At 70.4% G+C, this 22,247-nt stretch carries 19 protein-coding genes; 12 read left to right on the top strand and 7 right to left on the bottom strand.

Annotated features, from left to right (window positions below; all coding sequences use genetic code 11):
- Nucleotides 1–77 precede the first annotated feature (77 nt).
- On the top strand, nucleotides 78–1,223 hold the full coding sequence (locus E7742_RS05735; RefSeq protein ID WP_137798076.1) for an acyl-CoA dehydrogenase family protein: 1,146 nt from the start codon (nucleotides 78–80) through the stop codon (nucleotides 1,221–1,223).
- 69 nt (nucleotides 1,224–1,292) lie between these two features.
- Here the strand turns inward: E7742_RS05735 and lexA are convergent, their stop codons facing one another.
- Nucleotides 1,293–2,018: a transcriptional repressor LexA gene (lexA, locus tag E7742_RS05740; RefSeq protein WP_137798077.1), complete on the bottom strand. Its 726-nt coding sequence runs from the start codon at nucleotides 2,016–2,018 to the stop codon at nucleotides 1,293–1,295.
- Between the two features lie 218 nt (nucleotides 2,019–2,236).
- Here lexA and E7742_RS05745 point away from each other — a divergent pair, with 218 nt between their 5' ends.
- Both E7742_RS05745 and nrdR read left to right on the top strand, forming a co-directional pair.
- Nucleotides 2,237–2,842, top strand: coding sequence for a LysM peptidoglycan-binding domain-containing protein (locus tag E7742_RS05745; RefSeq protein ID WP_137798078.1), 606 nt, complete (start codon nucleotides 2,237–2,239; stop codon nucleotides 2,840–2,842).
- 251 nt (nucleotides 2,843–3,093) lie between these two features.
- Nucleotides 3,094–3,585, top strand: coding sequence for a transcriptional regulator NrdR (gene nrdR, locus E7742_RS05750; RefSeq protein WP_137798079.1), 492 nt, complete (start codon nucleotides 3,094–3,096; stop codon nucleotides 3,583–3,585).
- A 34-nt stretch (nucleotides 3,586–3,619) separates the two neighbouring features.
- Here nrdR and hrpA read toward each other — a convergent pair whose 3' ends face one another.
- Nucleotides 3,620–7,558 (bottom strand): ATP-dependent RNA helicase HrpA, encoded by a 3,939-nt coding sequence (gene hrpA / locus E7742_RS05755; protein WP_137798080.1) that lies wholly within the window; start codon nucleotides 7,556–7,558, stop codon nucleotides 3,620–3,622.
- A 124-nt stretch (nucleotides 7,559–7,682) separates the two neighbouring features.
- On the opposite strand from hrpA, the gene E7742_RS05760 reads away from it, so the two are divergent.
- Nucleotides 7,683–8,909: an aminotransferase family protein gene (locus E7742_RS05760; protein ID WP_137798081.1), complete on the top strand. Its 1,227-nt coding sequence runs from the start codon at nucleotides 7,683–7,685 to the stop codon at nucleotides 8,907–8,909.
- A gap of 6 nt (nucleotides 8,910–8,915) precedes the next feature.
- Here E7742_RS05760 and E7742_RS05765 read toward each other — a convergent pair whose 3' ends face one another.
- Nucleotides 8,916–9,914 carry a LacI family DNA-binding transcriptional regulator gene (locus tag E7742_RS05765; protein WP_137798082.1) on the bottom strand — a complete coding sequence of 333 codons (999 nt, stop codon included), beginning with the start codon at nucleotides 9,912–9,914 and terminating at the stop codon, nucleotides 8,916–8,918.
- A gap of 261 nt (nucleotides 9,915–10,175) precedes the next feature.
- On the opposite strand from E7742_RS05765, the gene E7742_RS05770 reads away from it, so the two are divergent.
- From E7742_RS05770 to E7742_RS05780, 3 genes are read left to right on the top strand one after another with little or no spacing between them, the layout of a single operon-like run.
- The gene (locus tag E7742_RS05770; protein WP_254699167.1) at nucleotides 10,176–11,072 is read left to right on the top strand and encodes a ribokinase; all 897 of its coding nucleotides are present in this window, start codon (nucleotides 10,176–10,178) and stop codon (nucleotides 11,070–11,072) included.
- Complete coding sequence (locus E7742_RS05775; RefSeq protein ID WP_137798084.1) at nucleotides 11,069–12,562, top strand: sugar ABC transporter ATP-binding protein; 1,494 nt, start codon at nucleotides 11,069–11,071, stop codon at nucleotides 12,560–12,562. Before E7742_RS05770 ends, E7742_RS05775 begins: the two co-directional genes overlap by 4 nt.
- On the top strand, nucleotides 12,559–14,550 hold the full coding sequence (locus tag E7742_RS05780; RefSeq protein WP_254699168.1) for an ABC transporter permease/substrate-binding protein: 1,992 nt from the start codon (nucleotides 12,559–12,561) through the stop codon (nucleotides 14,548–14,550). Before E7742_RS05775 ends, E7742_RS05780 begins: the two co-directional genes overlap by 4 nt.
- Nucleotides 14,551–14,553: 3 nt before the next feature.
- Here the strand turns inward: E7742_RS05780 and E7742_RS05785 are convergent, their stop codons facing one another.
- Entirely contained in the window at nucleotides 14,554–14,805 is a 252-nt protein-coding gene (locus E7742_RS05785) for a hypothetical protein (protein WP_137798085.1), read from the bottom strand.
- Between the two features lie 17 nt (nucleotides 14,806–14,822).
- On the opposite strand from E7742_RS05785, the gene E7742_RS05790 reads away from it, so the two are divergent.
- The 4 genes from E7742_RS05790 (at nucleotide 14,823) to E7742_RS05805 (ending at nucleotide 17,932) form a co-directional block, all read left to right on the top strand.
- Nucleotides 14,823–15,521 carry a hypothetical protein gene (locus E7742_RS05790; protein WP_137798086.1) on the top strand — a complete coding sequence of 233 codons (699 nt, stop codon included), beginning with the start codon at nucleotides 14,823–14,825 and terminating at the stop codon, nucleotides 15,519–15,521.
- Nucleotides 15,522–15,887: 366 nt separating this feature from the next.
- On the top strand, nucleotides 15,888–16,469 hold the full coding sequence (locus E7742_RS05795; RefSeq protein WP_137798087.1) for a LysM peptidoglycan-binding domain-containing protein: 582 nt from the start codon (nucleotides 15,888–15,890) through the stop codon (nucleotides 16,467–16,469).
- Between the two features lie 200 nt (nucleotides 16,470–16,669).
- Nucleotides 16,670–16,948 (top strand): hypothetical protein, encoded by a 279-nt coding sequence (locus tag E7742_RS05800; protein ID WP_137798088.1) that lies wholly within the window; start codon nucleotides 16,670–16,672, stop codon nucleotides 16,946–16,948.
- A gap of 54 nt (nucleotides 16,949–17,002) precedes the next feature.
- Nucleotides 17,003–17,932, top strand: a complete 930-nt coding sequence (locus E7742_RS05805) for a hydrogen peroxide-inducible genes activator (protein ID WP_137798089.1) — start codon at nucleotides 17,003–17,005, stop codon at nucleotides 17,930–17,932.
- 7 nt (nucleotides 17,933–17,939) lie between these two features.
- Here the strand turns inward: E7742_RS05805 and E7742_RS05810 are convergent, their stop codons facing one another.
- Entirely contained in the window at nucleotides 17,940–18,701 is a 762-nt protein-coding gene (locus tag E7742_RS05810) for a LysR substrate-binding domain-containing protein (RefSeq protein ID WP_137798090.1), read from the bottom strand.
- Nucleotides 18,702–18,774: 73 nt separating this feature from the next.
- Between E7742_RS05810 and E7742_RS05815 the strand changes: the two genes are divergently transcribed.
- Nucleotides 18,775–19,206, top strand: a complete 432-nt coding sequence (locus tag E7742_RS05815) for a DUF5997 family protein (RefSeq protein ID WP_137798091.1) — start codon at nucleotides 18,775–18,777, stop codon at nucleotides 19,204–19,206.
- 48 nt (nucleotides 19,207–19,254) lie between these two features.
- On the opposite strand, the gene E7742_RS05820 is transcribed toward E7742_RS05815, so the two are convergent.
- Nucleotides 19,255–19,554, bottom strand: a complete 300-nt coding sequence (locus tag E7742_RS05820) for a DUF1540 domain-containing protein (RefSeq protein WP_137798092.1) — start codon at nucleotides 19,552–19,554, stop codon at nucleotides 19,255–19,257.
- 141 nt (nucleotides 19,555–19,695) lie between these two features.
- On the bottom strand, nucleotides 19,696–22,215 hold the full coding sequence (locus tag E7742_RS05825; RefSeq protein WP_137798093.1) for a DEAD/DEAH box helicase: 2,520 nt from the start codon (nucleotides 22,213–22,215) through the stop codon (nucleotides 19,696–19,698).
- Nucleotides 22,216–22,247 lie beyond the last annotated feature (32 nt).

The raw sequence follows: 22,247 nt of genomic DNA on the forward strand, positions 1-22,247 counted from the left end.
ACCGACGCGGGTTCTACGGTCGACTCGAGGAAGTCCGTCCGCCGCTCGCCGGCAGATCTCGACACGAGGAGACGTAAGTGGATCGCACCCTGTTCGAACCGGAGCACGACCTCTTCCGGGAGTCCTACCGGAAGTTCCTCGACCAGCACGTCGCCCCCTACCACGACGAGTGGGAGGACCGGAACATCGTCGACCGGTCGGTCTGGGTGGAGGCCGGCAAGCAGGGGTTCCTCGGGATGGCGGTGCCGGAGGAGTACGGCGGCGGGGGAGTCGAGGACTTCCGCTACAACATGATCGTCACCGAGGAGACCACCCGGGGCGGCTACAGCGGCATCGGCTTCATGCTGCACAACGACGTCGTGGCGCCGTACCTCATCAAGCTGGCCGACGAGGAACAGAAGCAGCGCTGGCTGCCGGGATTCTGTTCGGGTGAGCTGATCACCGCCATCGCCATGACCGAGCCCGGGACGGGCAGCGATCTGCAGAACATCAAGACCCGCGCGGTCCGGGACGGGGACCACTGGATCCTCAACGGCTCCAAGACGTTCATCACCAACGGCATCAACGCCGACCTCGTCGTGGTCGTGGCCTGCACCGACCCCGACAAGGGAGCCCAGGGCTTCTCGCTGTTCGTCGTCGAACGGGGGATGGAGGGGTTCGAGCGCGGCCGCAACCTCGACAAGATCGGCCTCAAGGCCCAGGACACCGCGGAACTGAGCTTCACCGACGTCCGCGTGCCGGCCGAGAACCTCCTCGGTGAGGAGGGCATGGGGTTCATCTACCTCATGCAGAACCTCCCGCAGGAACGGATGTCGATCGCGGTCGTGGCCGCCGCCGCGATGGAGTCGTGCCTCGACATGACGATGCAGTACTGCCGCGACCGCAAGGCGTTCGGCAAGTCGATCGGCAGCTTCCAGAACACGCGTTTCGTTCTCGCGGAGCTGGCGACGGAGACCACAGCGGTGCGGGTTCTGGTCGACCGGTTCTGTGAACAGCTCAACAAGGGCGAGCTCACGGTGCAGGAAGCCGCCATGGCGAAGTGGTGGACCACCGAGGCGCAGGTGAAGCTCATCGACCGGTGCCTGCAGCTGCACGGCGGCTACGGCTACATGCGCGAGTACCCGATCGCGAAGGCCTACATGGACTCCCGCGTCCAGACCATCTACGGCGGCACCACCGAGATCATGAAGGAGATCATCGGGCGGGGGCTGAACCTGACCTGATCTCCGGTCGTATCCACGACGAGGGCGGGCCCGCGGCACTGTGCCGCGGGCCCGCCCTCGTCGTCGACCTCAGAGCTTGCGCATGACGGTGACGACCTTGCCGAGGATGGCGGCGTCGTTGCCGGGGATCGGCTCGAACAACGGGTTGTGCGGCATGAGCCAGACGTCCTTGCCGGTGCGCTTGAAGGTCTTGACCGTGGCCTCGCCGTCGATCATCGCGGCGACCACGTCGCCGTTCTCGGCCACGTTCTGCTGGCGCACGACCACCCAGTCGCCGTCGCAGATGGCGGCGTCGATCATCGATTCGCCGACGACCTTGAGCAGGAACAGCGAACCCTGACCCACCAGTTCCCGCGGTAGCGGGAAGACGTCCTCGACCGCCTCCTCCGCCAGGATCGGGCCGCCGGCCGCGATGCGGCCCAGTACGGGGACGAACGTGGGGGCGGGCAGCTCGTCGGCCGGGGTGAGCGCGGACGCACCGCCGTCGGCCGCACGCAACCCGGCCGGCTCGGCGCCGGTGCCGTCGAGGCCGCGCACGTCGACCGCGCGCGGTCGGTTGGGATCGCGCCGCAGGAAGCCCTTGCGTTCGAGCGTGCGCAGCTGGTGGGCCACCGACGACGTCGACGTCAGTCCCACCGCGTCCCCGATCTCGCGGATGCTCGGCGGGTAGCCGCGGTCGGCCACCGACTCGCGGATGACCTCGAGCACCTTGCGCTGCCGGTCGGTGAGCGTGCCGACGTCGAGCACGGCCTCGCGTCCGGACTCGCCGGAGGGGCTCGGGTTGTCGTCCGTCATGGCGGGTCGCCTCCTTCGCATGGGTTGCCCCGAATCTATCTCGATCATTCCGGGACTTCAAACATCTGTTCGAGCTGTGTCGCCCGAACTACTGACTTTGTCGGACCCGCGTGGTAGAAATCGAATATGTGTTCTATCGAACGCATGATCGAACAACTGGGAATCGGGCGACGCGGGGTGTGCCCGACGAGCGAAAACGACTCGCTGGGAGGGTTCGGATGGGAATCGCACTTTCGAGGAACGGCGCCGCCGGCGGTCGCACCACGAGCGGGCGACCGCCGACGTGCGGTCGGGGCGTCTACGTGCGGGCCGACGCCTCCGGCGTCGCGGGCGACCGGGGTGCGGTGCGCCGGCACGGGCAGGCGCGTCCGCGCCGGTCCGAGCAGGTCCGCCCGGCCGCCGGGCTGGTGCGGTACGACGCCGTTCCGCGCCACGGGGCGCCGGGATCCCGGACGTCCGTGGCCACGGGTCCGTCGCACGACCGCTCCGGCTCGCGGATCGCGCAATTCTTCGGGTTCTCCGGGGCGTCGGCGCTCTCGCTCTCGGCGCTGTCCACGGTCGTTGCCACCGTGGTGGTGACGGTGGGCGTCGTCGTGGGCCTGGAGGCGCTGGCGAACCTGTCCGGTGCGCCGGGTGGAGTCCCGGCGCAGACCGCCGTGGTGCAGGTGCGCAGCGGCGAGACACTCAGCGACGTCGCGGCCCGGGTGGCTCCGGGCGCGCCCGTCGGTGCCGTCGTCGACCGGATCCGGCAGCTGAACGAGATGTCGGGATCGGGTGTGCGGGCCGGACAGACCGTACTCGCCCCGGTCGCGGTCACCGATTGATCCGGGCGACGTCGAGTCGGGAGGAGGCGTTCGAGATGGCGCTGTCGATGCGGCCGGAATCGGGCCTCGTGCGTCTCGGTACCCGGGAGTCACTGCCGGTCTGGCCCGGGCGGGTATCCTCGAATCCTGTCAGTCACCCCACATCGCGTGGTCGCGTCGATGTCGTTCCTGCTCTGCGTGCACCGGTCCCGTCGGAACCGGCATCGGTCGAGAAGCGGCGCAGCGGCCACGATGGCTACGAAGGATTCACCATGCACTGCCCCTTCTGTCGGCACCCTGATTCGCGCGTGGTCGATTCCCGTGAGGCCGACGAGGGTGCGGCGATCCGCCGGCGGCGCTCGTGTCCCGAGTGCGGTCGCCGATTCACCACGGTCGAGACCGCCGTCCTCGCCGTCGTCAAGCGCAGCGGTGTCACGGAGCCGTTCAGTCGCGAGAAGGTGGTCCGCGGGGTCCAGCGCGCGTGCCAGGGGCGACAGGTCGACAACGACGCCCTCAACCTGCTGGCCCAGCAGGTCGAGGACACGGTGCGGGCAGCCGGGTCTCCCGAGATCCCCAGTCACGAGGTCGGATTGGCCATCCTCGGGCCGCTGCGCGACCTGGACGAGGTCGCGTACCTGCGCTTCGCGTCCGTGTACCGGTCGTTCAGCTCCGCCGAGGACTTCGAGCGGGAGATCAAGGACCTGCGCGCGCACCGCGAGAGCAAGGCCGACGAGCTCGCCGACGCCGGACCGGCGGCGGAGTAGCCGCGCCGGCGGACGGGCGTCGTCCGAGCCGCCGTCAGCGCCGGATCGCGTCGATCGCCTTGAGGACGCGCTTCTCCGAGATCGGAATGGCGGTCCCGAGGCTCTGGGCGAACAGGCTGACCCGCAGTTCCTCGATCTTCCAGAGGATCTCGGTCACGTCGGCGTCGCCGCGCCGTTCCTCCTGCAGCGCCGAAAGCATGCGGTCGTAGGCGGCGTACACCCGGTCCAGCGCATCCATTCCCACACGGTCGCGTTGGGCGCTCGCCGGCAACGCCTCGAGCCGCAGCGATGCCGCCGCCAGATAGCGCGGCAGTTCCTTCAAGCGCCCCGATCCGAGCTCGGAGACGAAGCCGGGAAACAGCAGCGAGTCACGTTGTTCGCGCACGTCGTCGGCGGCCTCACCACCGGACCGATCGAGGACGACGGCCAGCCGGTGCGCTTCGTCGAGGACCGGCAACAGCAACCGCAGCAGCCGCGCGACCCGCGTCGCGAGCTGGGAGCGCACCGTCGCAGTGAGTTTCTCGAACTCGACCGGATCCTGCACGGGGCCGCCGTTCTCGGCGATGAGCTCGTCCACGGCACACGCCCGGCAGTCGTCGAGGAGCGCGTCGAAGCTACCGTCCGGGTTCTGGCCGAGTGCGAGGCGTTCCCTGTTGCTCATGCCGTTGGTGACGGCTTTCGCTTGAGTGGGAACCGCATTGAGGAGCAGCTGTCGGGTGCCCGCGCGCATCGCCGCCCGCTGGGCCGAGGGGGTGGTGAGCACCCGCACCGCCACCCCGTTCTCCTCGGGCACGAGCGCCGGGTAGCCGGTGACCTTCTGCCCGGCGATCGTGCGCGTCACCGACTCGGGAAGCGTGCCGAGGGTCTGCGCGGTCCACACGGGCGCCGGTGTGCGTTCCGTCGTGGACGTCGCCTTGGCGACCTCCACCTCGACGCGCGGCGCCAGTGTGCGCCGCAGCGCGGTCAGGCTCTTGTCCTTGGCGAGGACCTTCCCCTTGTCGTCGACCGCCGCGAACGTCATTCGCAGGTGCGGCGGCAGGGACGCGACATCGAAGTCGGTCGGTTCGATCCGGCAGTTACCCAGCCGGGACAGCTCGCGAGCCATCGCGTGGACGAGGGACTCGGAGCGGGGTTTGACCGACGCGAGCGCGGCCGCCGCGAAGTCCGGTGCGGGCACCACCTGGCGGCGGAGCTGTTTCGGCAGCGTCTTGATCAGCGCCGTCACCAGTTCGGTGCGCATGCCCGGAACCAGCCAGTCGAAACCGACCGGGCGCACCCCGGCGAGCAGCGCGACCGGGATCCGGGCGGTGACACCGTCGTCGTCCTTGCCGGGTTCGAACTGGTAGGTCAGCGGGAACTGGATGTCGCCCTGACGCCACGCGTCGGGGTAGTCGCCCTCGAGTACCGAGGCCGAGTCGGCGTTGACGACCGTCGAGGTGGTGAAGTTCAGCAGCTCGGGGTTCTCCCGCCGCGCCTTCTTCCACCAGGTGTCGAAGTGCTTGGCGGACACCGCTTCCGCGCCCACCCGCTCGTCGTAGAACTCGAACAGGGTTTCGTCGTCGACGAGGATGTCACGCCGCCGAGCCCGGTGTTCGAGCTCCTCGACGTCCTCGAGCAGCGCCCGGTTGGCATGGAAGAACTTGTGTTGCGTCTGCCACTCGCCCTGCACGAGCGCGTGCCGGATGAACAGCTCGCGGGACGCTTCCGGGTCGATCGTGCTGTAGGTGACCGGTCGGCCGGTGACGAGCGGGATGCCGTACAGCGTCACCCGTTCGTACGCCATCGCGCACGCCCGCTTGGTGGACCAGTGGGGTTCGGAGTACGTGCGTTTGACCAGGTGTGGGGCCAGTTTCTCGGCCCATTCGGGCTCGATCCGCGCGGCCATCCGGGCCCACAGCCGAGACGTCTCGACGAGTTCGGCGGCCATCACCCACCGGGGTGGCTTCTTGAACAGGTTGGAGCCGGGGAACACGGCGAACCGGCTGCCGCGCGCGCCCAGGAAGTCTCGCTTCTCGCCCTCCCGCAGCCCGATGTGCGAGAGCAGGCCCGCCAGGAGCGACTGGTGGATCGCAGTGTCGGAGGGCTCGGCGGCGGAGTCGGAGATCTCCCAGCCGAGTCCACGGGTGATCTGCCGGAGCTGGCCGTGGAGGTCCTGCCATTCACGGATCCGCAGCCAGTGCAGGAACTCGTTGCGGCACATCTTGCGGAACTGGTTGGAGCTCAGCTCTCTTCGCTGCTCCTTGAGGTACTCCCACAGTTTGAGGTACGCGAGGAAGTCGGAGTTCTCGACGTTGAACCGGGCGTGCTTCTCGTCCGCGGCCTGCTGGAATTCCGCCGGCCGTTCCCGCACGTCCTGGATGGACAGCGCGGCGACGATGACGAGCATCTCGCGCAGACAGCCGTTGCGGTGGGCCTCGACGAGCATCCGGGCCATCCGCGGATCGACCGGCAGCTGCGCCAGTTCGCGGCCGGTCGTCGTCAGCTGGGGTCCGGCGGGTGCCCGGTCGTCAGCCGTCACGGCGGGCTTTCCGGTCGCGATGGCGCCGAGCTCCTCGAGCAGCGCGATGCCGTCGCGGATGGCGCGCGGGTCCGGTGCCTCGACGAACGGGAATGCCTCGATGTCGCCGAGTCCGAGCGCCGTCATCTGCAGGACCACGGACGCGAGATTGGTCCGCAGGATCTCCGGTTCGGTGAACTGGGGCCGGGACTCGAAGTCGTCCTCCGAGTACAGGCGGATGCAGATGCCGTCGGCGACGCGTCCGCACCGGCCGGCGCGCTGACGGGCCGATGCCTGCGAGATCGGTTCGATGGGCAGCCGCTGCACCTTGGTCCGCACCGAGTAGCGCGAGATGCGCGCGGTGCCGGGATCGACGACGTACCGGATCCCCGGGACGGTCAGGGAGGTCTCGGCCACGTTGGTCGACAGCACCACCCGGCGCCCGGTGTGGGGGGTGAAGACCTTGTGCTGCTCGGCCGCGGACAGCCGGGCGTACAGCGGGACGATTTCGGTGTTCCGAAGCTTGCGGTCGCGCAGCGCGTCGGCGGTGTCGCGGATCTCCCGCTCGCCGGACAGGAACACCAGGATGTCGCCGTCCCCCTCGGCGGCCAGCTCGTCGACGGCCTCGCACACGGCGTCGACCGGGTCGCGGTCGAAGGTCTGGTCGCCGACCTCGACGGTCAACGGCCGGTACCGCATCTCCACCGGGAACGTGCGGCCGGACACCTCCACGATGGGCGCGGGCACACCGTTCACGGCGAAGTGCCCGGCGAACCGCTCCGGGTCGATGGTCGCCGAGGTGATGATCACCTTGAGGTCGGGCCGGCGGGGCAACAGCTGCGCGAGGTAACCGAGGATGAAGTCGATGTTGAGGCTGCGCTCGTGGGCCTCGTCGATGATGAGGGTGTCGTAGCGGCGCAGCATCCGGTCGCGCTGGATCTCCGCCAGCAGGATGCCGTCGGTCATCAGTTTGACGAGCGTGGAGTCCGAGACCTGGTCGGTGAACCGGACGGTGTAGCCGACGGTGTCCCCGAGATCGCGGCCGACCTCCTCGGCGATGCGTTCGGCGACCGTGCGGGCGGCGAGGCGGCGCGGCTGGGTGTGCCCGATCAGGCCGCGGATGCCGCGGCCGAGCTCGAGGCAGATCTTGGGGATCTGGGTGGTCTTGCCCGACCCGGTCTCACCGGCGACGATCACCACCTGGTGCGACTGGATCGCGGCCGCGATGTCGTCGCGGCGCTGCGTCACCGGCAGCGATTCCGGGTACGTGATCTCCGGCACCTGGGCCCGGCGTCCGGCGACGCGCAGCTCTGCGGCGGTGATCTCCTCGTCCAGCGCTGCCAGCGCGGACGGGGACTTGGCGCGGTCGAGGCGTCGGCGCAGCCGGTGCTCGTCACGGAGGGTGAGTGCGCCGAGTCGCTTCCTCGCCTCGCGGCGATCGAAGGTGGCATCGGCTGTTGATGGTGTGGTCGACATGCTAGGGACAGCCTATCGAAGGTGTGCAACGGCAATTTCGGGCCACGAGCCCGAAGGGGATTCCGTGGCATAGTCGCGAGCAGAACGACTCGACTACAGACTCGACGGGACGAGGGGAGTTGGCATGGGCGGCGCGCTCTGGCACGGATTCGCGGACATGGGGGCGGTGCAACGCGACGGTGCGTTCGTCGTCAGCCGCGGCGACGGCGCCTACATCTGGGACGACCGCGGCAACCGCTACCTCGACGCCACCGCGGGTCTGTGGTTCACCAATGTCGGGCACGGACGCACCGAGATCGCCGATGCCGTGGCGGCGCAGCTGTCGACGGTGGCGCACTTCTCGAACTTCGGGGACTTCACCTCCGACACCACGGTCGCGCTCGCGGACCGGTTGGCCGCGCTCGCGCCGGTCCCGGGCTCCAAGATCTTCTTCACGTCGGGCGGGTCGGACTCGGTGGACACCGCGGCGAAACTGGCCCGCCGGTACTGGCACGAGGTCGGGCGGCCGTCGAAGCGGCTGGTCGTGGGCCGGCAGAAGGCGTACCACGGCATGCACGTCGCGGGGACCGCGCTGGCCGGCATCCCCGTCAACCGCGAGGGCCACGGCGAGCTGATGGGCGACACCCGCACGGTCGCGTGGGACGACGCCAAGGGCCTGCTCGAACTCGTCGAGCGGGAGGGGGCCGACGCGATCGCCGCGTTCTTCTGCGAGCCCATCATCGGCGCGGGCGGTATCTACCTCCCGCCCGAGGGGTACCTCGCGGAGGTCCGCGACATCTGCCGCGAGCACGACATCCTCTTCGTCGTCGACGAGGTGGTCACCGGGTTCGGCCGGATCGGCGGCTCGTGGTTCGCCTCCTCGCGGTTCGATCTGCAGCCCGACATGGTGTGCACGGCGAAGGGCCTGACGTCCGGGTACGTGCCGATGGGTGCGGTGTTCGTGGCCCCGCGCGTGGCCGAGCCGTTTTTCGGCGGCGGCGTGTGGTGGCGGCACGGCTACACCTACGGCGGGCACGCCGGTGCGGCCGCGGCCGCCATGGCCAACCTCGACATCGTCGAGCGCGAGGGGCTGCTGGCGGAGTCGAAACGGCTCGAGGCGTCGCTGCACGAGCACCTGTCCCCGCTCGCGGCGCACCCGCGGGTCGCGGAGGTGCGCAGCGGGCTCGGCGCGGTCGCCGCGGTGCAGCTGGCCGACCCCGCGGAGGCGCTGCCGTTCGTGAAGACGTTGCGCGAGTTCGGGATCTCGGGGCGCGCGGCCGGTCAGGGCGCGATGCAGTTCTCGCCGTCCTTCGTGATGACGGACGAGCAGGTCGAGGAGATGGCGGCGGGCGTGCGCTCCGCGCTCGGTTGAGCGCGGTCAGGGCAGCGTCGATCCCCGCGTGACGAGCGTGGGAGTGATCGCGATGCGCGCCGACGGTGGGCTGTCCGAGCGGGTGGCCGCGGCGTCGAGCAGACGCACGGCCTGTGCGGCGATCGCGTCCTGGGGCTGGCGGACCGTCGTGAGCGAGGGCCGCGCCAGCGCGGCGTACGGGGTGTCGTCGAAGCCGGTGACCTGGATGTCGTCGGGGACCGTGAGCCCGGCCGCGGCCAGTCCGTCGAGCACACCGAGAGCGATCATGTCGTTCCCGCAGATCACGGCGTCGGGTCGGGGTGTGCGCGCGGCGATCCGGCGGGCCGCCTCGCGTCCCCAGTCGGTGCTGAAGTCGCCGAGCAGCACGTCGGGCTCTGCGTGCCCGTGGCGGCCGGTGGCCTGCCGGTACCCGTCGAGCCGTTCCTGCGCGGACGAGTCGACGGGTTCGGCGCCCACGAAGATCGGACGGGAGGCCCCCCGCGCGAGGACGTGATCGACCGCGAGCCGGAGGCCGAACTCGTTGTCGACGGTCACCGAGCTGCCGGCATGGTCGTCGACGCGGAGATCGACCTGCACCGTCGGGACCCGGGCGGCGGCCTCGGCCGTGGCGGCACGGCTGGACGCGCGATCGCACGGCACCAGGATCAGCGAGTCGACGCGGCGATCGAGCAAGGCCTGGATCTGGCGTCGTTCGGTCTGCGGGTCGTAGCGGGAGTTGGCGAGCAGCAGGCTGCGGTCGTCGTCGCGAAGTTGGTGTTCGACCGCCTCGACGAGCGTCGCGAAGTACGGGTTGCCGATGCTGGGGACCACCATGCCGACCGTGTAGGTGGTGCGGCCGCGCAGCGCCGCCGCCAGGATGTTGGGTTGGTAGTCGAGCGCCGCCGCGGCGGCCAGCACGCGTTCGCGGTTCTCGGGGCGGACGCCGCGCTCGCTGGACAGTGCGCGCGAGGCCGTCGCGACCGAGACTCCGGCTCGGGCGGCGACATCGCGGATGGTGGCACTCATCGGACCCTCGTACCCCTCGAAATCGTGGAAACGCAACGGTAATCGATTTCCGTATCGCCGGACAATCCAGACCGGAGTGTATGCATTACGTCGTCTTGACGCGAGCGTGACGCTCCGTCATCGTGTGTGGCGTCACGGAAAACGATTTCAGTCCGTGGCGCGAACGGATCTACTCACCGAGAGGCCGCCCCGATGTCCCAGACGCGACCGTCCCAGCGCCCACCTGTTCCGGGTCGTGCGTCGCCGCCGGACATCGTCGTCGTGGGTTCGGTCAATGTCGACACCGTGATCCGGGTGCCGCGCCTGCCTGCGCCGGGCGAGACGGTGCTCGGGACGGCTGCCGGCGAGCATGTCGGCGGCAAGGGCGCCAATCAGGCCGTGGCCGCCGTTCGGCTGGGCCGGCGCGTCGGCCTCGTCGGCGCGGTCGGCGACGATCTTCACGGCGCTGCCGTTCGGGACGCGCTGGGCGCCGAGGGCGTCGACCTCGTCGGGCTCAGCGAACGAGCCGGGGCCCGGACCGGCGCTGCCGTCGTGCAGGTCGACGACTCCGGTGAGAACTGCATCACCGTGGTCGCCGGCGCCAACGGCGACCTCGACGCCGCCGCGGTGCGGGCCGCCGCCGACGACCTGCAGGGCGCACCGGTGACCGTCGTCCAGCTCGAGATCCCCGACGACGCGGTCGCCACAGCGGTCGCGCTCGCGGGTGGCACCGTCGTCCTCAACCTCTCGCCCGCGCGGCTCGTCGGCGACGACGTGCTCAGCCGCGTCGACGTCCTGATCGTCAATCGGTCGGAGCTGGCGTTTCTCGCAGGGGAGCCGGAACCGGAGACGTCGGTGCAGGCCGCCCAGATGGCGACCCGGCTGTCCGGACCCGCCGCCGTCGTGGTCACCCTCGGCGCCGACGGTGCGGTGCTGGTGTGCGCCGGTGTGGTGACCGAGGTGCCGGCCGTGCCCGTCGAGCGGGTCGTGGATCCGACCGGCGCCGGCGACACGTTCACCGGGGCTCTCGCCGACGCGTTGGTGCGCGGCGCGTCACTCGAGGACGCCGTGCGCTGGGCGGCGGAAGCCGCCGCGATCGCCGTCACGGCGGCGGGGGCGCAGTCCGCGATGCCCACCCGCGACCGGGTCCTCGCCGCGCGACCGGGGAGCCCGTCGTGAGCGGGGAGCGACCGGGGCGTCTGGAACTCGACGGGGTGTCCAAGCTGTATCCCGGTGTGCGAGCCCTCGATTCGGTGGACTTCGACCTGCGCGGCGGCGAGGTGCACGTACTGCTCGGCGAGAACGGTGCGGGCAAGTCCACGCTCATCAAGATGATGGCGGGCGTGCACCAGCCCGACACCGGAGAGATCCGGGTGGACGGCACCCCGGTGCGGCTGCGCGGGCCCGGCGACGCCGAGGCGCTGGGCATCTCGACGATCCATCAGGAGATGGCGCTGGTGCCGCAGCTGACGGTCGCGGAGAACATCTTCCTCGGCCGGCCCCCGCGCCGGTTCGGCATCGTCGACACCCGCGCGATGCGGCGACAGGCGCGCGACCTGCTCGATCGCACCGGGCTCGACCTCGACGTCGACGCGACCGTCGGCGACCTCGGCGTCGCCCGACGTCAGATGGTCGAGATCGCGAAGGCCCTGAGCATCGACACCCGCTTCCTGGTGATGGACGAGCCCACGGCGGTGCTCAGCCGCGGCGAGGTCACCGCACTGTTCGACATCGTGCGCAGCCTCACCGCCCGCGGCGTCGGCGTCGTGTTCATCTCGCACCTGCTCGGGGAAGTCGCCGAGATCGGAGACCGGGTGACCGTGCTGCGCGACGGCGCGAAGGTGGGGGAGGTCCCCGCCGACACCGACGTCGACGAGCTGGTACGCCTCATGGTGGGCCGGTCGATCGAACAGCAGTACCCGCTGCGCCGCAACGAGATCGGCGACGTCGTGCTCGACGTGCGCGGGCTCGGCCGGGACGGGGAGTTCGACGGCGTCGACTTCACCGTGCGGGCCGGAGAGGTCGTCGGCATCGGCGGGCTGGTCGGCGCCGGCCGTACCGAGGTGGTGCGGGCGATCTTCGGTGCCGACCGGTACGACCGCGGCGAGGTGCTGGTCGACGGCCGGCCGGTGCGCCGCGGCGACGTCGTCGCCGCCCACGAGGCCGGTCTCGCGCTGGTGCCGGAGGATCGGGCGGGCCAGGGCCTCGTCCTCGGGGCGTCGGTCGAGGAGAATCTCGGTCTCGCCACGCTGGGCGACCGCTCCCGTCTGGGTCTGGTCGACCTGGACGACCAGGCGGAGAAGGCGCGAACCGCCGTGCGGCGCATGGGGATCCGCGTGTACGGGCCCGAACAGCCGGCAGTGACGCTCTCCGGTGGCAACCAGCAGAAGATCGTCATCGGCAAGTGGCTCATGGCCAAGCCCCGCGTGCTGATCCTCGACGAGCCGACCCGGGGCATCGACGTCGGTGCCCGTGCGGAGATCTACGAACTGATCGCCGAACTGACCGCCGACGGCACCGCCGTGGTGGTCGTCTCGAGCGATCTGCCCGAACTGCTCGGGCTCAGCGACCGGGTGCTCGTGATGGCGGACGGCCGAGTCCGCGGCGAGCTGGACGGTACCCAGGCAACTCAGGAGAGCGTCATGGCTCTCGCGGTCACGGAAGGATGAGGGCGGTGCCCGAGAACAACACCGATCCCGCACGCGCGGGAGCATCGGCGGCGGGCGAGCAGCCCCCATCGTCCCGAGGAGGATGGTGGCGACGGGTGACGTCGGTGCGCGCCGCCGGCGGCCCGCTCGCGGCACTCGTCGCCCTCGTGGTCCTGCTGGCGCTGCTGTCGGGGGACTTCCTCACCACGAACAATCTCCTCAATGTCGGCGTGCAGGCGGCGGTGACCGCGGTCCTCGCCTTCGGCATGACGTTCGTGATCGTCAGCGGCGGCATCGATTTGTCGGTGGGCTCCATCGCGGGGCTGTCCGGCATCGTCACCGGCTGGACCGCGACGACCGCCGGTGTGCCCATGTGGCTCGCCGTGCTCGCCGGAATGGCCTCGGGCGTCCTGGCGGGGGTGGTGTCGGGCATCCTCGTCACCGCCGGGCGGATGCCCCCCTTCATCGCGACGCTCGCGATGCTGTCCGTCGCACGTGGTCTCGCGCTGGTGATCGCCGACGGCCGTCCCATCCCCGTGGACGGCTGGGTGGCCACCCTCGGCAGCGGTGAGCTGTTCGGCTTCCTGCCCTATCCCGTACTGGTGTTGATCGCCGCCGCGATCGCCACCGGCCTGATTCTGCGCCGCACCTACGCGGGGCGCGCGATGTATGCGATCGGCGGCAACGCCGAGGCGGCGCGCCTGTCCGGGATCCGGGTGAACCGGCAGCAGGTACTCGTCTACGCGCTGTCGGGTCTGTTCGCGGCGGTCGCCGGCATCCTGCTCGCGGCCCGGCTGGCGTCGGCGCAGCCCGAGGCGGGCACCGGCTACGAACTCGACGCGATCGCAGCCGTGGTGATCGGCGGCGCGAGCCTGTCCGGTGGCGTCGGCACCGCTGTCGGCACCCTGATCGGCGCGCTGATCCTCGCGATCCTGCGCAACGGACTCAACCTGCTCGACGTGTCCGCGTTCTGGCAGCAGGTCGTGATCGGTGCCGTCATCGCCGCGGCGGTCCTGTTCGACACGCTGCGCCGCCGCCGCACCGGCGGCAAGGGCGCAGGCCCGCTGCGCAGCCCGGCAGTGCGCAAGGCCGCTGCCGCGGTCCTGGCGCTACTGGTGGTCGCGGCGGGGTGGGCGATCGTCGACCGCCAGCGCGGTGGCGGCGCGTCCGGCACCCGGATCGCGCTGTCGCTGTCGACGCTGAACAACCCGTTCTTCGTCGACGTCCGCGAGGGCGCCCAGGACGAAGCGGACCGACTCGGGGTGCGGCTGACGGTGACCGACGCCGGCTCCGATCCGTCCCGCCAGGCCAACGACATCCAGAACGCGATCGCGCGCGGGGTGGACGCGATCGTCGTCAACCCGGTCGACTCCGACGCCGTCGTCCCGTCGGTCCAGGCCGCCAACGCGGCCGGTATCCCCGTGATCGCACTCGACCGCGCCCCCAGCGGCGGCGTCGTCGTGACGACGGTCGCCTCCGACAACGTCGAGGGCGGACGACTGGCCGCCCGGCAGCTGGCGGAGCTGGTCGGCACCGGTCCGGTCGCCGTTCTCGAAGGCAAGCCGGGCACGTCCGCGGCGCGGGACCGGCAGGCCGGGTTCGACGAGGAGATCACCCGGCATCCGGGGATCACGGTGGTGGCGTCGCAGCCCGCCGACTTCGACCGGACCAAGGCGCTCGACGTCATGTCCAACGTGCTGCAGTCGAACCCGGACATCCGCGGGGTGTTCGCAGCCAACGACGAGATGGCGCTCGGCGCGGTCAAGGCCCTCGGTCCCCGCGCCGGCGGTCAGATCAAGATCGTGGGCTTCGACGGCACGCCGGACGGATTGGCGGCAGTCGAGGCGGGCACGGTGAATGCCGATGTGGCCCAGCAGCCGACGGTGCTCGGCGGCGACGCCATGCGACTGGCCGTCGAGGCGACCGGTGATTCGGAGGCCGCGGACACGAGCGAGAGCGGCGCGGTGCACAGCGTGCCGGTGCGGGTGGTCACCGCGCGCGACAACTGACGATCAGCGCCTCCGCAGGAGGCGTGAGAGACGTTGCCGGACGGTCGATTCGACGGAAGTCAGGTCCACCGTCCGGCGACTGTCCGTGTCTGCCGCGGCGCGGGCGAACCGTGTGTGCAGCCGGTCGCGCACCTCGTCGGGCGTGTAGGCACGGCGCTGTCGTTCGGCCCGCCCCGCGAGCGCCCCGGTCGCGGCCACGCCCACCGCGCCCGCCAGCCCGAGTGCCTTCCAGAGGTGTCTGCCGTCGATGCGCATCGCTCTAGGCTAGGCGGATGATTCGGCGGACGCACTCATCGGAGATCACCCTCGACGAGGCGGTCGAGGTGACCCGAACCGGAGACATCTGGATCTTCCGTGGGCGTTCCGGGGCCGACCGGGCGATTCAAACCCTCACCAACAGTCCCGTCAACCATGTCGGTATGGCGGTGGTGCTCGACGACCTCCCGCCCCTGATGTGGCACGCCGAGCTCGGACGTTCCCTGCCCGACATGTGGACCGGCCGGCTCCAGCGCGGCGTCCAACTGCACGATCTGCGCTCGGCCGTCCAGGTGTGGGGTGCGCGGTACGGCCAACGCGCGTGGATGCGGCAGCTCGAGGCTCCCGTCACGCGCGACCAGGAGGACGCGCTGATGCGCACGATCGCCCGCATGGACGGCACGCCCTTCCCCTCGAGCGTCCACCTCGCCGCGCGGTGGTTCGGGGGACGCCTGCCGGGCCGCCGGGAGCGCGTGGGACGGGGCCGGGGCGAGCGCCGGACGCGAGTCGAGAGCGCGTACTGCGCCGAGGTGGTGGCGTCGACCTACGAGGCGATGGGCCTGCTCACCTCCGAACGCAGAACCAATTGGTACGACCCGGGCCGGTTCTGGAGCGGTGACCGTCTGCCGCTGGCGCCGGGTGTCCGGTTGGGTGCCGAAGTCGCGGTCCGGCTCAGCCCGGACGACCTCTCCGCGGGTGCCGCCCGGCACCCGTGAGCCGGGCGCGAGGAGTGGCCCGGACCACGAACTTGCGGTGTCGATAATCACATAACGACTACGTAACGACCGGTACGGCGGCTTGCGGACACGCCGACGGCATCTGCGGTGATGCTTCCGGCGGTCCCGTTTTTCGGCACGCGCGTACCGGATTTCGTCGCCGTGACCTTTTCGTGACCGTGGCCTACGGTCGGAAACCGGTTCGAGACCCGAACCACGCCGGAACGCCGCTGCACCATTCTGTCCCCGCGCTCCGGACACCCGATTTCTTCGAGGGGACAGCGGTGAGGCGGATGGAAGATCCGCCCGGCCAGGTCGGCGCACGGACGCCGTCTCACCGGCAGGAGCGGAGAGGATCCACCCAGAATGACCAGCTTCACCATCAAGCGCGCCCTGGGCGCGGTCGTTGCCACCGGCGCCGTCGTCGCCGTCCCGCTCGCGATGGGCACCGGCACCGCCTCGGCGGCCGGCAGCCACGACTGGTCCGGCGTCGCCGAGTGCGAGTCGTCCGGTAACTGGGCGGCGAACACGGGCAACGGCTTCTACGGTGGCCTGCAGTTCACGCAGAGCACCTGGGAGGCCTACGGCGGCAGCGGCAGCGCGAACAACGCGAGCCAGGCCGAGCAGATTCGCGTGGCCGAGAACGTCCTCGAGGGCCAGGGCGTCGGTGCGTGGCCGGTGTGTGGCCAGTACCTGACCGGCGGCAGCACCGCCGTCGCCGACGCCGAGCCGGTCGCCGAGGCGGCCCCGGCACCGCAGGCGTCGGTCTACGAGCAGCCGGTCACCGAGTGGGCGCAGGACGTCAGCGCGCAGGTCGGCACCTACGTGGTCCAGCTCGGCGACACGCTCTCGGGTATCGCCGCCGCGAACGGTGTCTCGCTGGCCGACCTCGCCGCGCAGGTCCAGAACCCCGACCTGATCTTCCCCGGACAGACGCTGTCGTTCTGACCCGCAGGCCTCGGCCACACACTCACAGCCCCGCCGGTGATCCCCTCCCGGCGGGGCTGTGGTTCTTCTCGATCCGGGCGACGCGGGACGTAACGCCGGTGCGCCTCGGCGCGACATCCCCCTCGACCGGTTCGGTGACGGGAGGGGCGACGATGGGACTGACGGTGGGACTGGACGGGCGACGGACGGGGGGACGCAGGATGCGACGTGTCGGCGCAGTGCTCGGTGCCGTGGCGGCGCCGTTGGTGATCGCCTCGACGATCGGCGCCGGTGCCGCGGACGCGCAACCGTGGAAGCTCGGCCCGCTGTACCGGTCGGAGTTCTCGGGTGAGAGCGCCGAGTACCTGTGCAACAAGGCGCTCCTGCTCGAGAAGGCGTGGGGCGCCACCGTCCTGCAGCCGTGCACCTACGACCCCGCCGAGGGTGTCTGGGCCCGGGTGATGTGGAGCACGACGGCCGGGTTCGGCAGTAGCTTCTGATCCGCTTGCGCCGCTCCAAAGGTAAAGACGATCGGCGCGACTACACTGATAGGTATGCCTGATGGTGCCTATCAGCCGACGTTGTCACAGCTGCGCGCCTTCGTCGCGGTGGCCGAATACCGTCATTTCGGGACGGCAGCCGCGCGACTGAAAGTCAGTCAGCCGACGCTCTCCCAGGCGCTCGCGTCGCTCGAGAGCGGTCTGGGTGTCCAGTTGATCGAGCGCAGCACGCGCCGCGTACTGGTGACGGCCGCGGGGGAGCAGCTGCTCACCCAGGCCAAGCTCATTCTCGATGCCGCCGACGGGTTCGTCGCGGCGGCGGCCGGTGTGGGCGACGGCCTCGCCGGAGCCCTTCGGATCGGTCTGATCCCGACGGTCGCGCCGTACGTGCTGCCGCCGCTGCTTCCCGAACTGCGGGCCGAGATGCCGGCGTTGGTGCCGCAGGTCATCGAGGACCAGACCGCGCGGCTGCTCGAGTCGCTGCGTGCCGGTGCCATCGATGTCGCGGTGATCGCCCTGCCGTCGGAGACACCGGGCCTGGTGGAGATCCCGCTCTACACCGAGGACTTCGTGATGGTGCTGCCGCACGGTCACGCTCTCGCCGGGCGCGGCGACCTACCGCTCGACGTCCTCGACGAGTTGCCGCTGTTGCTGCTCGACGAGGGGCACTGCCTGCGGGACCAGACGCTGGACCTGTGTCGGTCGGTGGACGCGCATCCGTTGTCGGGTGACACGCGGGCGACGTCGCTGGCGACCGTCGTGCAGTGCGTCGCGGGCGGCCTGGGCGTGACGCTGGTGCCGGAGTCGGCCGTCGACGTCGAGATGAGACGCGGCGACCTCACCACGGCCCGGTTCGCGCACCCGACGCCCGGACGCACGATCGGGCTGGTCTTCCGGGCATCGAGCGGGCGGGCCGAGGGCTACCGGCAGTTGGCCGAGCTGTTGCGTTCGGCCGCCCCCGCCGGCGTGCGTGTGGCGGGCTGACGCAAGGTCAGCGGCGTTTGCGCCCACCGGGCTTGGACTTGCCGCCGGACTTCGCGCTGCGCCGCGCCTCCTGGCCGCGCGGCTTGCTCGTCTTGGCGGCACTCCTGGGGGCGGACGGCGTGCGGGTCTGGGTCTTGGTCTTCGGCGTCTCGTGCGGGTTCCGCCCACGGGAGCTGTTCGCGGTGCGTCCGCGGACGATTCCGATGAATTCGTCGACGAGGTCGGTGGTGCGCTCCTCGGCCCACGACAGTGCCACCCGGGATTCGGGGGCGGCGGCCACGGGGCGGTACGTCAGGTCCTTGCGGTGATGCAGCCGGGCCAGGGACATCGGCACCACCACGACTCCGACCCCGGCCGCGACCAGTTCGATCGCCTCCGCGGTGGTGGCGGGCCGGTCCAGCGCCGCCCGGCCGGGAAGCATGTCCCACACCAGCGGGACGTCGAGCGGATCGAGAACCAGTTCGTCCGCCAGATCGGACAACGCGATCTCGTCGGTGGCGGTGAACACGTGGTCCTTGGGGACCACGACCACCGGGATCTCCTCGTAGAGCGGGATGACGCTCAGTCCGTCGCGGTCGATCGGCAGCCGCAGCAGCGCGGCGTCGGCCCGATCCTCGCGCAGGGCCGTGGGCGCGTCGACGGCATCGACGGCGACCAGTTCCAGCGGGGTGTCGGTCACGCGCTCACCCCAGATGCGGACCCACTTCGCGGGTGTGACGCCGGGGACGTACGCGAGCCGGAACGGTCGGGATGCAGTCGCCTCGGTCACTCGGTCAGGCTACCCGCAGGCTCTCGGTCACCACCGGTGCGGCCGCGCCGTGCGTGCTCGCTACCCTTGACCCATGACGTCGCAGAAGACCCCCCAGACGATGAAGCCCGCCACCGCGGCCAAGAAGCTGGGTGTGTACCTCCAGGCCACTCCCGCCGAATTCCGGGACGGTGTGGTCTCGCGCGACGAATTGAACGAATGGCAGACCAATCCGCCGGAGTGGCTCGTCGCGCTCCGGAAGGACGGGCCGCACCCGAAGGACGTCGTGGCCGCGAAGCTCGGCGTCTCCATTGCCGGTCTCGCGCGTGGCGGCGTGTCGGACGCCCTCACCACCGCACAGATCGACGAATTGCTCGCCGATCAGCCCGACTGGCTGGTCGCCGAGCGCGCCAGCCTCGTCGAGGTACGCAAGGACGAGAAGCGAATTCGGGAGCAGCAGGCCGCCAGGCGCGAGCAGTCCAACCGCCGGCCCCGCAGCGCCGGGCCGTTCAAGCCGCAGGCGTAATCGCGCCGAGAACGTCGCCGCTCGGCACGCCGTGCGCGCCCGGTGCCCTCAGCGAGCGCTGTAGGTGAGGCACCGGGCGGCGTGTTCCCCCGATCCCGCACCGACGCGGATCTCGCTCGCGGTGCACTCGAGGTCGCGGTTGTGCACGCAGTCGGCGCGCTGGCACGCGCCCACCATGCTTGTCACGGTCTCCAGGCCGCCCTTGGTCGACAACGGGATGAAGGTCCCGCAGTCGGCGCTGCCGTTGCTGCCGGCGACGTTGATCGCGTAGGCGTGGCAGCCGTCGTGGTTGTACGAGCAGTCGGTAACCGTGCAATCGGTGACGTGCGGCATTTCCATCGTGGTCATACGGCCCTCCCAATATCGGAACATTTCGACAGTGGACTCGTGCCCTCACCGTATCCGCGGTGTAGCGCCGTGACCAGCAAGGATGGGCTGCCCTAAACCCGCGCCGAGGAGGCCCGGCCGCGGCGCGGACCCCCGATCGGCTCAGCCCTCGGCCACCTCGAACTCGTCGAAGATCACCTCGCCGGCGGCGTCGGACTCGGCCAGGTTGACCTCGCCGAGCAACGCCCACCCGTGGTCGCCGGCGGGATCGTCGAGGACTTGCCGGACCCGCCACAGCGTCGGCTCGACGGTCACCTGGAACAACAGCGGGCCGCGCGCGGCCGGCCCGGTGCCGATCTCGTCGTACTCGTCGAAGTACAGCTCCATGAGGTCGGCCCAGTCGTCGGCGTCGAGGCCGTCGCCCAGATCGGCGAGCTCGTTCCACCGCTGCCGCGCCGCCAGATCGACGCGCCGGAACATCGCGTTGCGGACCATGACCTTGAACGCGCGAGTGTTCGCGGTGATCGGCCGCGGCGTGTCGGCGCCGAACGCGACCTGCTGGTCGTCGGACTCGACGCCGGGATTGGTGAGCTGTTCCCACTCGTCGAGCAGGCTCGAATCCACCTGGCGGATGAGTTCCCCGAGCCACTCGATGAGGTCCTCGAGCTCCTCGGTGCGGGCCTCCGCCGGAACCGTCTGGCGCAGAGCGCGATACGCGTCGGCGAGGTACCGCAGCACCAGGCCCTCCGAGCGGGCGAGCCCGTAGTGGCTGACCAGTTCGGCGAACGTCATGGACCGCTCGACCATGTCGCGGACGACGGACTTGGGGGAGAGGGTGAACTCGTTCATCCACGGATGTCCCGCACGGTACGTCTCGAAGGCCGGAAACAGCAGGTCCGCCAACGGCTTCGGCCAGGTGATCTCCTCGAGGAGTTCCATCCGCTCCTCGTACTCGATCCCGTCGGCCTTCATCTGGCCCACCGCCTCGCCGCGCGCCGCGTGCTGCTGCGCCATCAGGATCTGCCGCGGGTCGTCGAGTGTCGATTCGATCACCGACACGACGTCGAGTGCATAGCTGGGGGAGTCGACGTCGAGCAGTTCGAGCGAGGCGAGGGCGAACGGCGACAACGGCTGGTTGAGCGCGAAGTCGCGTTGCAGGTCCACCGTGAGACGGGCCATGCGCCCGTACTCGTCCGGCTCGTCGAGTTGCTGGACGATGCCCGCCTGCAGCAGTCCGCGGTACAGGCGGATCGCCTTGAGGATGTGCCGGCGCTGCGCCGGCCGCGTCTCGTGGTTGTCCTCGAGAAGATGACGCATCGCCTGGAAGCAGTTGCCGGGCCGAGCGATCACGTTCAGCAGCATCGAGTTGCTCACCGAGAACCGTGACGTGAGCGGTTCCGGCGACGCGGCGATCAGCTTGTCGAACGTGCCCTCACCCCAGGACACGAATCCCTCCGGTGGCTTCTTGCGCTGGACCTTGCGGCGCTTCTTGGGGTCGTCGCCGGCCTTCGCCAGCGCGCGCACGTTCTCGATGTCGTGCTCGGGGGCCTGCACGACGACGTTGCCGTACGTGTCGTAACCGGCCCGTCCGGCGCGCCCCGCGATCTGGTGGAACTCCCGCGCCCGCAGCTGCCGGGTGCGGGTGCCGTCGAACTTCGTCAGGCCGGTGAGCAGCACGGTACGAATGGGCACGTTGATACCGACGCCGAGAGTGTCGGTGCCGCAGATGACCTTGAGCAGACCGTCCTGGGCGAGCCGCTCGACGAGCCGCCGATACTTCGGCAGCATTCCGGCGTGGTGCACGCCGATGCCGTGACGGACCAGGCGCGAGAGCGTCTTTCCGAAACCGGTGGTGAACCGGAAGGATCCGATCGCCTCGGCGATCGCGTCCTTCTCGGCGCGACTGCACAGGTTCACGCTCGTGAGCGCCTGGGCGCGCTCGAGCGCCGCGGCCTGCGTGAAGTGCACCACGTACACCGGTGCCTGGTGCGTGGTGACGAGCTCCTCGATCTCCTCGCCGATCGGCGTCTGCGAGTACGAGAAGTGCAGCGGCACCGGGCGCTCGGAGCCCGACACCTCCGTCGTCGGCCGTCCGGTCCGGCGGGTGAGGTCCTCGCGCAGGTTCGTCACGTCGCCGAGCGTCGCCGACATCAGCAGGAACTGCGCCTGCGGCAACTCGATCAGCGGCACCTGCCACGCCCAGCCACGGTCGGGCTCGGAGTAGAAGTGGAACTCGTCCATCACGATCTGTCCGATGTCGGAGCCCGGACCCTCCCGCAGTGCGAGATTCGCGACGATCTCGGCCGTCGCGCAGATGATGGGTGCCGACGAGTTCACCGACGCGTCGCCGGTCATCATGCCGACCTTGTCGGCCCCGAACACGTCACACAGGGCGAAGAACTTCTCGCTCACCAAAGCCTTGATCGGCGCCGTGTAGAACGTGCGCCGGCCCTCGGCCAGGGCGAAGAAGTGCGCGCCGATCGCGACCATCGACTTGCCGGATCCGGTCGGTGTCGCCAGCACGACGTTGGCCCCCGAGACCAACTCCATGAGCGCCTCTTCCTGCGCCGGATACAGCTGCAGCCCGCGGTCGCTCGTCCACGACGTGAACGCGTCGAAGAGGGCGTCGGGGTCGGCGCCGTGGGAATCGACGGTCTCGGGGAGCAGATCGGGAAGCAGCACCGTTACAGGCTAGAGCGTACCGAGACCAGCAC

It is taken from the genome of Rhodococcus sp. SGAir0479, from assembly GCF_005484805.1.
Lineage (GTDB): Bacteria > Actinomycetota > Actinomycetes > Mycobacteriales > Mycobacteriaceae > Prescottella.

Excerpts from the sequence above, each read along its gene's own strand:
- E7742_RS05765 (WP_137798082.1), bottom strand. The coding sequence starts at position 9,914 with ATGAGTGCCACCATCCGCGATGTCGCCGCCCGAGCCGGAGTCTCGGTC.
- E7742_RS05780 (WP_254699168.1), top strand. The coding sequence starts at position 12,559 with ATGAGGGCGGTGCCCGAGAACAACACCGATCCCGCACGCGCGGGAGCA.
- E7742_RS05745 (WP_137798078.1), top strand. The coding sequence starts at position 2,237 with ATGGGAATCGCACTTTCGAGGAACGGCGCCGCCGGCGGTCGCACCACG.
- nrdR (WP_137798079.1), top strand. The coding sequence starts at position 3,094 with ATGCACTGCCCCTTCTGTCGGCACCCTGATTCGCGCGTGGTCGATTCC.
- hrpA (WP_137798080.1), bottom strand. The coding sequence starts at position 7,558 with ATGTCGACCACACCATCAACAGCCGATGCCACCTTCGATCGCCGCGAG.
- E7742_RS05760 (WP_137798081.1), top strand. The coding sequence starts at position 7,683 with ATGGGCGGCGCGCTCTGGCACGGATTCGCGGACATGGGGGCGGTGCAA.
- E7742_RS05820 (WP_137798092.1), bottom strand. The coding sequence starts at position 19,554 with ATGACCACGATGGAAATGCCGCACGTCACCGATTGCACGGTTACCGAC.
- E7742_RS05795 (WP_137798087.1), top strand. The coding sequence starts at position 15,888 with ATGACCAGCTTCACCATCAAGCGCGCCCTGGGCGCGGTCGTTGCCACC.
- E7742_RS05815 (WP_137798091.1), top strand. The coding sequence starts at position 18,775 with ATGACGTCGCAGAAGACCCCCCAGACGATGAAGCCCGCCACCGCGGCC.
- E7742_RS05805 (WP_137798089.1), top strand. The coding sequence starts at position 17,003 with ATGCCTGATGGTGCCTATCAGCCGACGTTGTCACAGCTGCGCGCCTTC.
- lexA (WP_137798077.1), bottom strand. The coding sequence starts at position 2,018 with ATGACGGACGACAACCCGAGCCCCTCCGGCGAGTCCGGACGCGAGGCC.
- E7742_RS05790 (WP_137798086.1), top strand. The coding sequence starts at position 14,823 with ATGATTCGGCGGACGCACTCATCGGAGATCACCCTCGACGAGGCGGTC.
- E7742_RS05800 (WP_137798088.1), top strand. The coding sequence starts at position 16,670 with ATGCGACGTGTCGGCGCAGTGCTCGGTGCCGTGGCGGCGCCGTTGGTG.
- E7742_RS05785 (WP_137798085.1), bottom strand. The coding sequence starts at position 14,805 with ATGCGCATCGACGGCAGACACCTCTGGAAGGCACTCGGGCTGGCGGGC.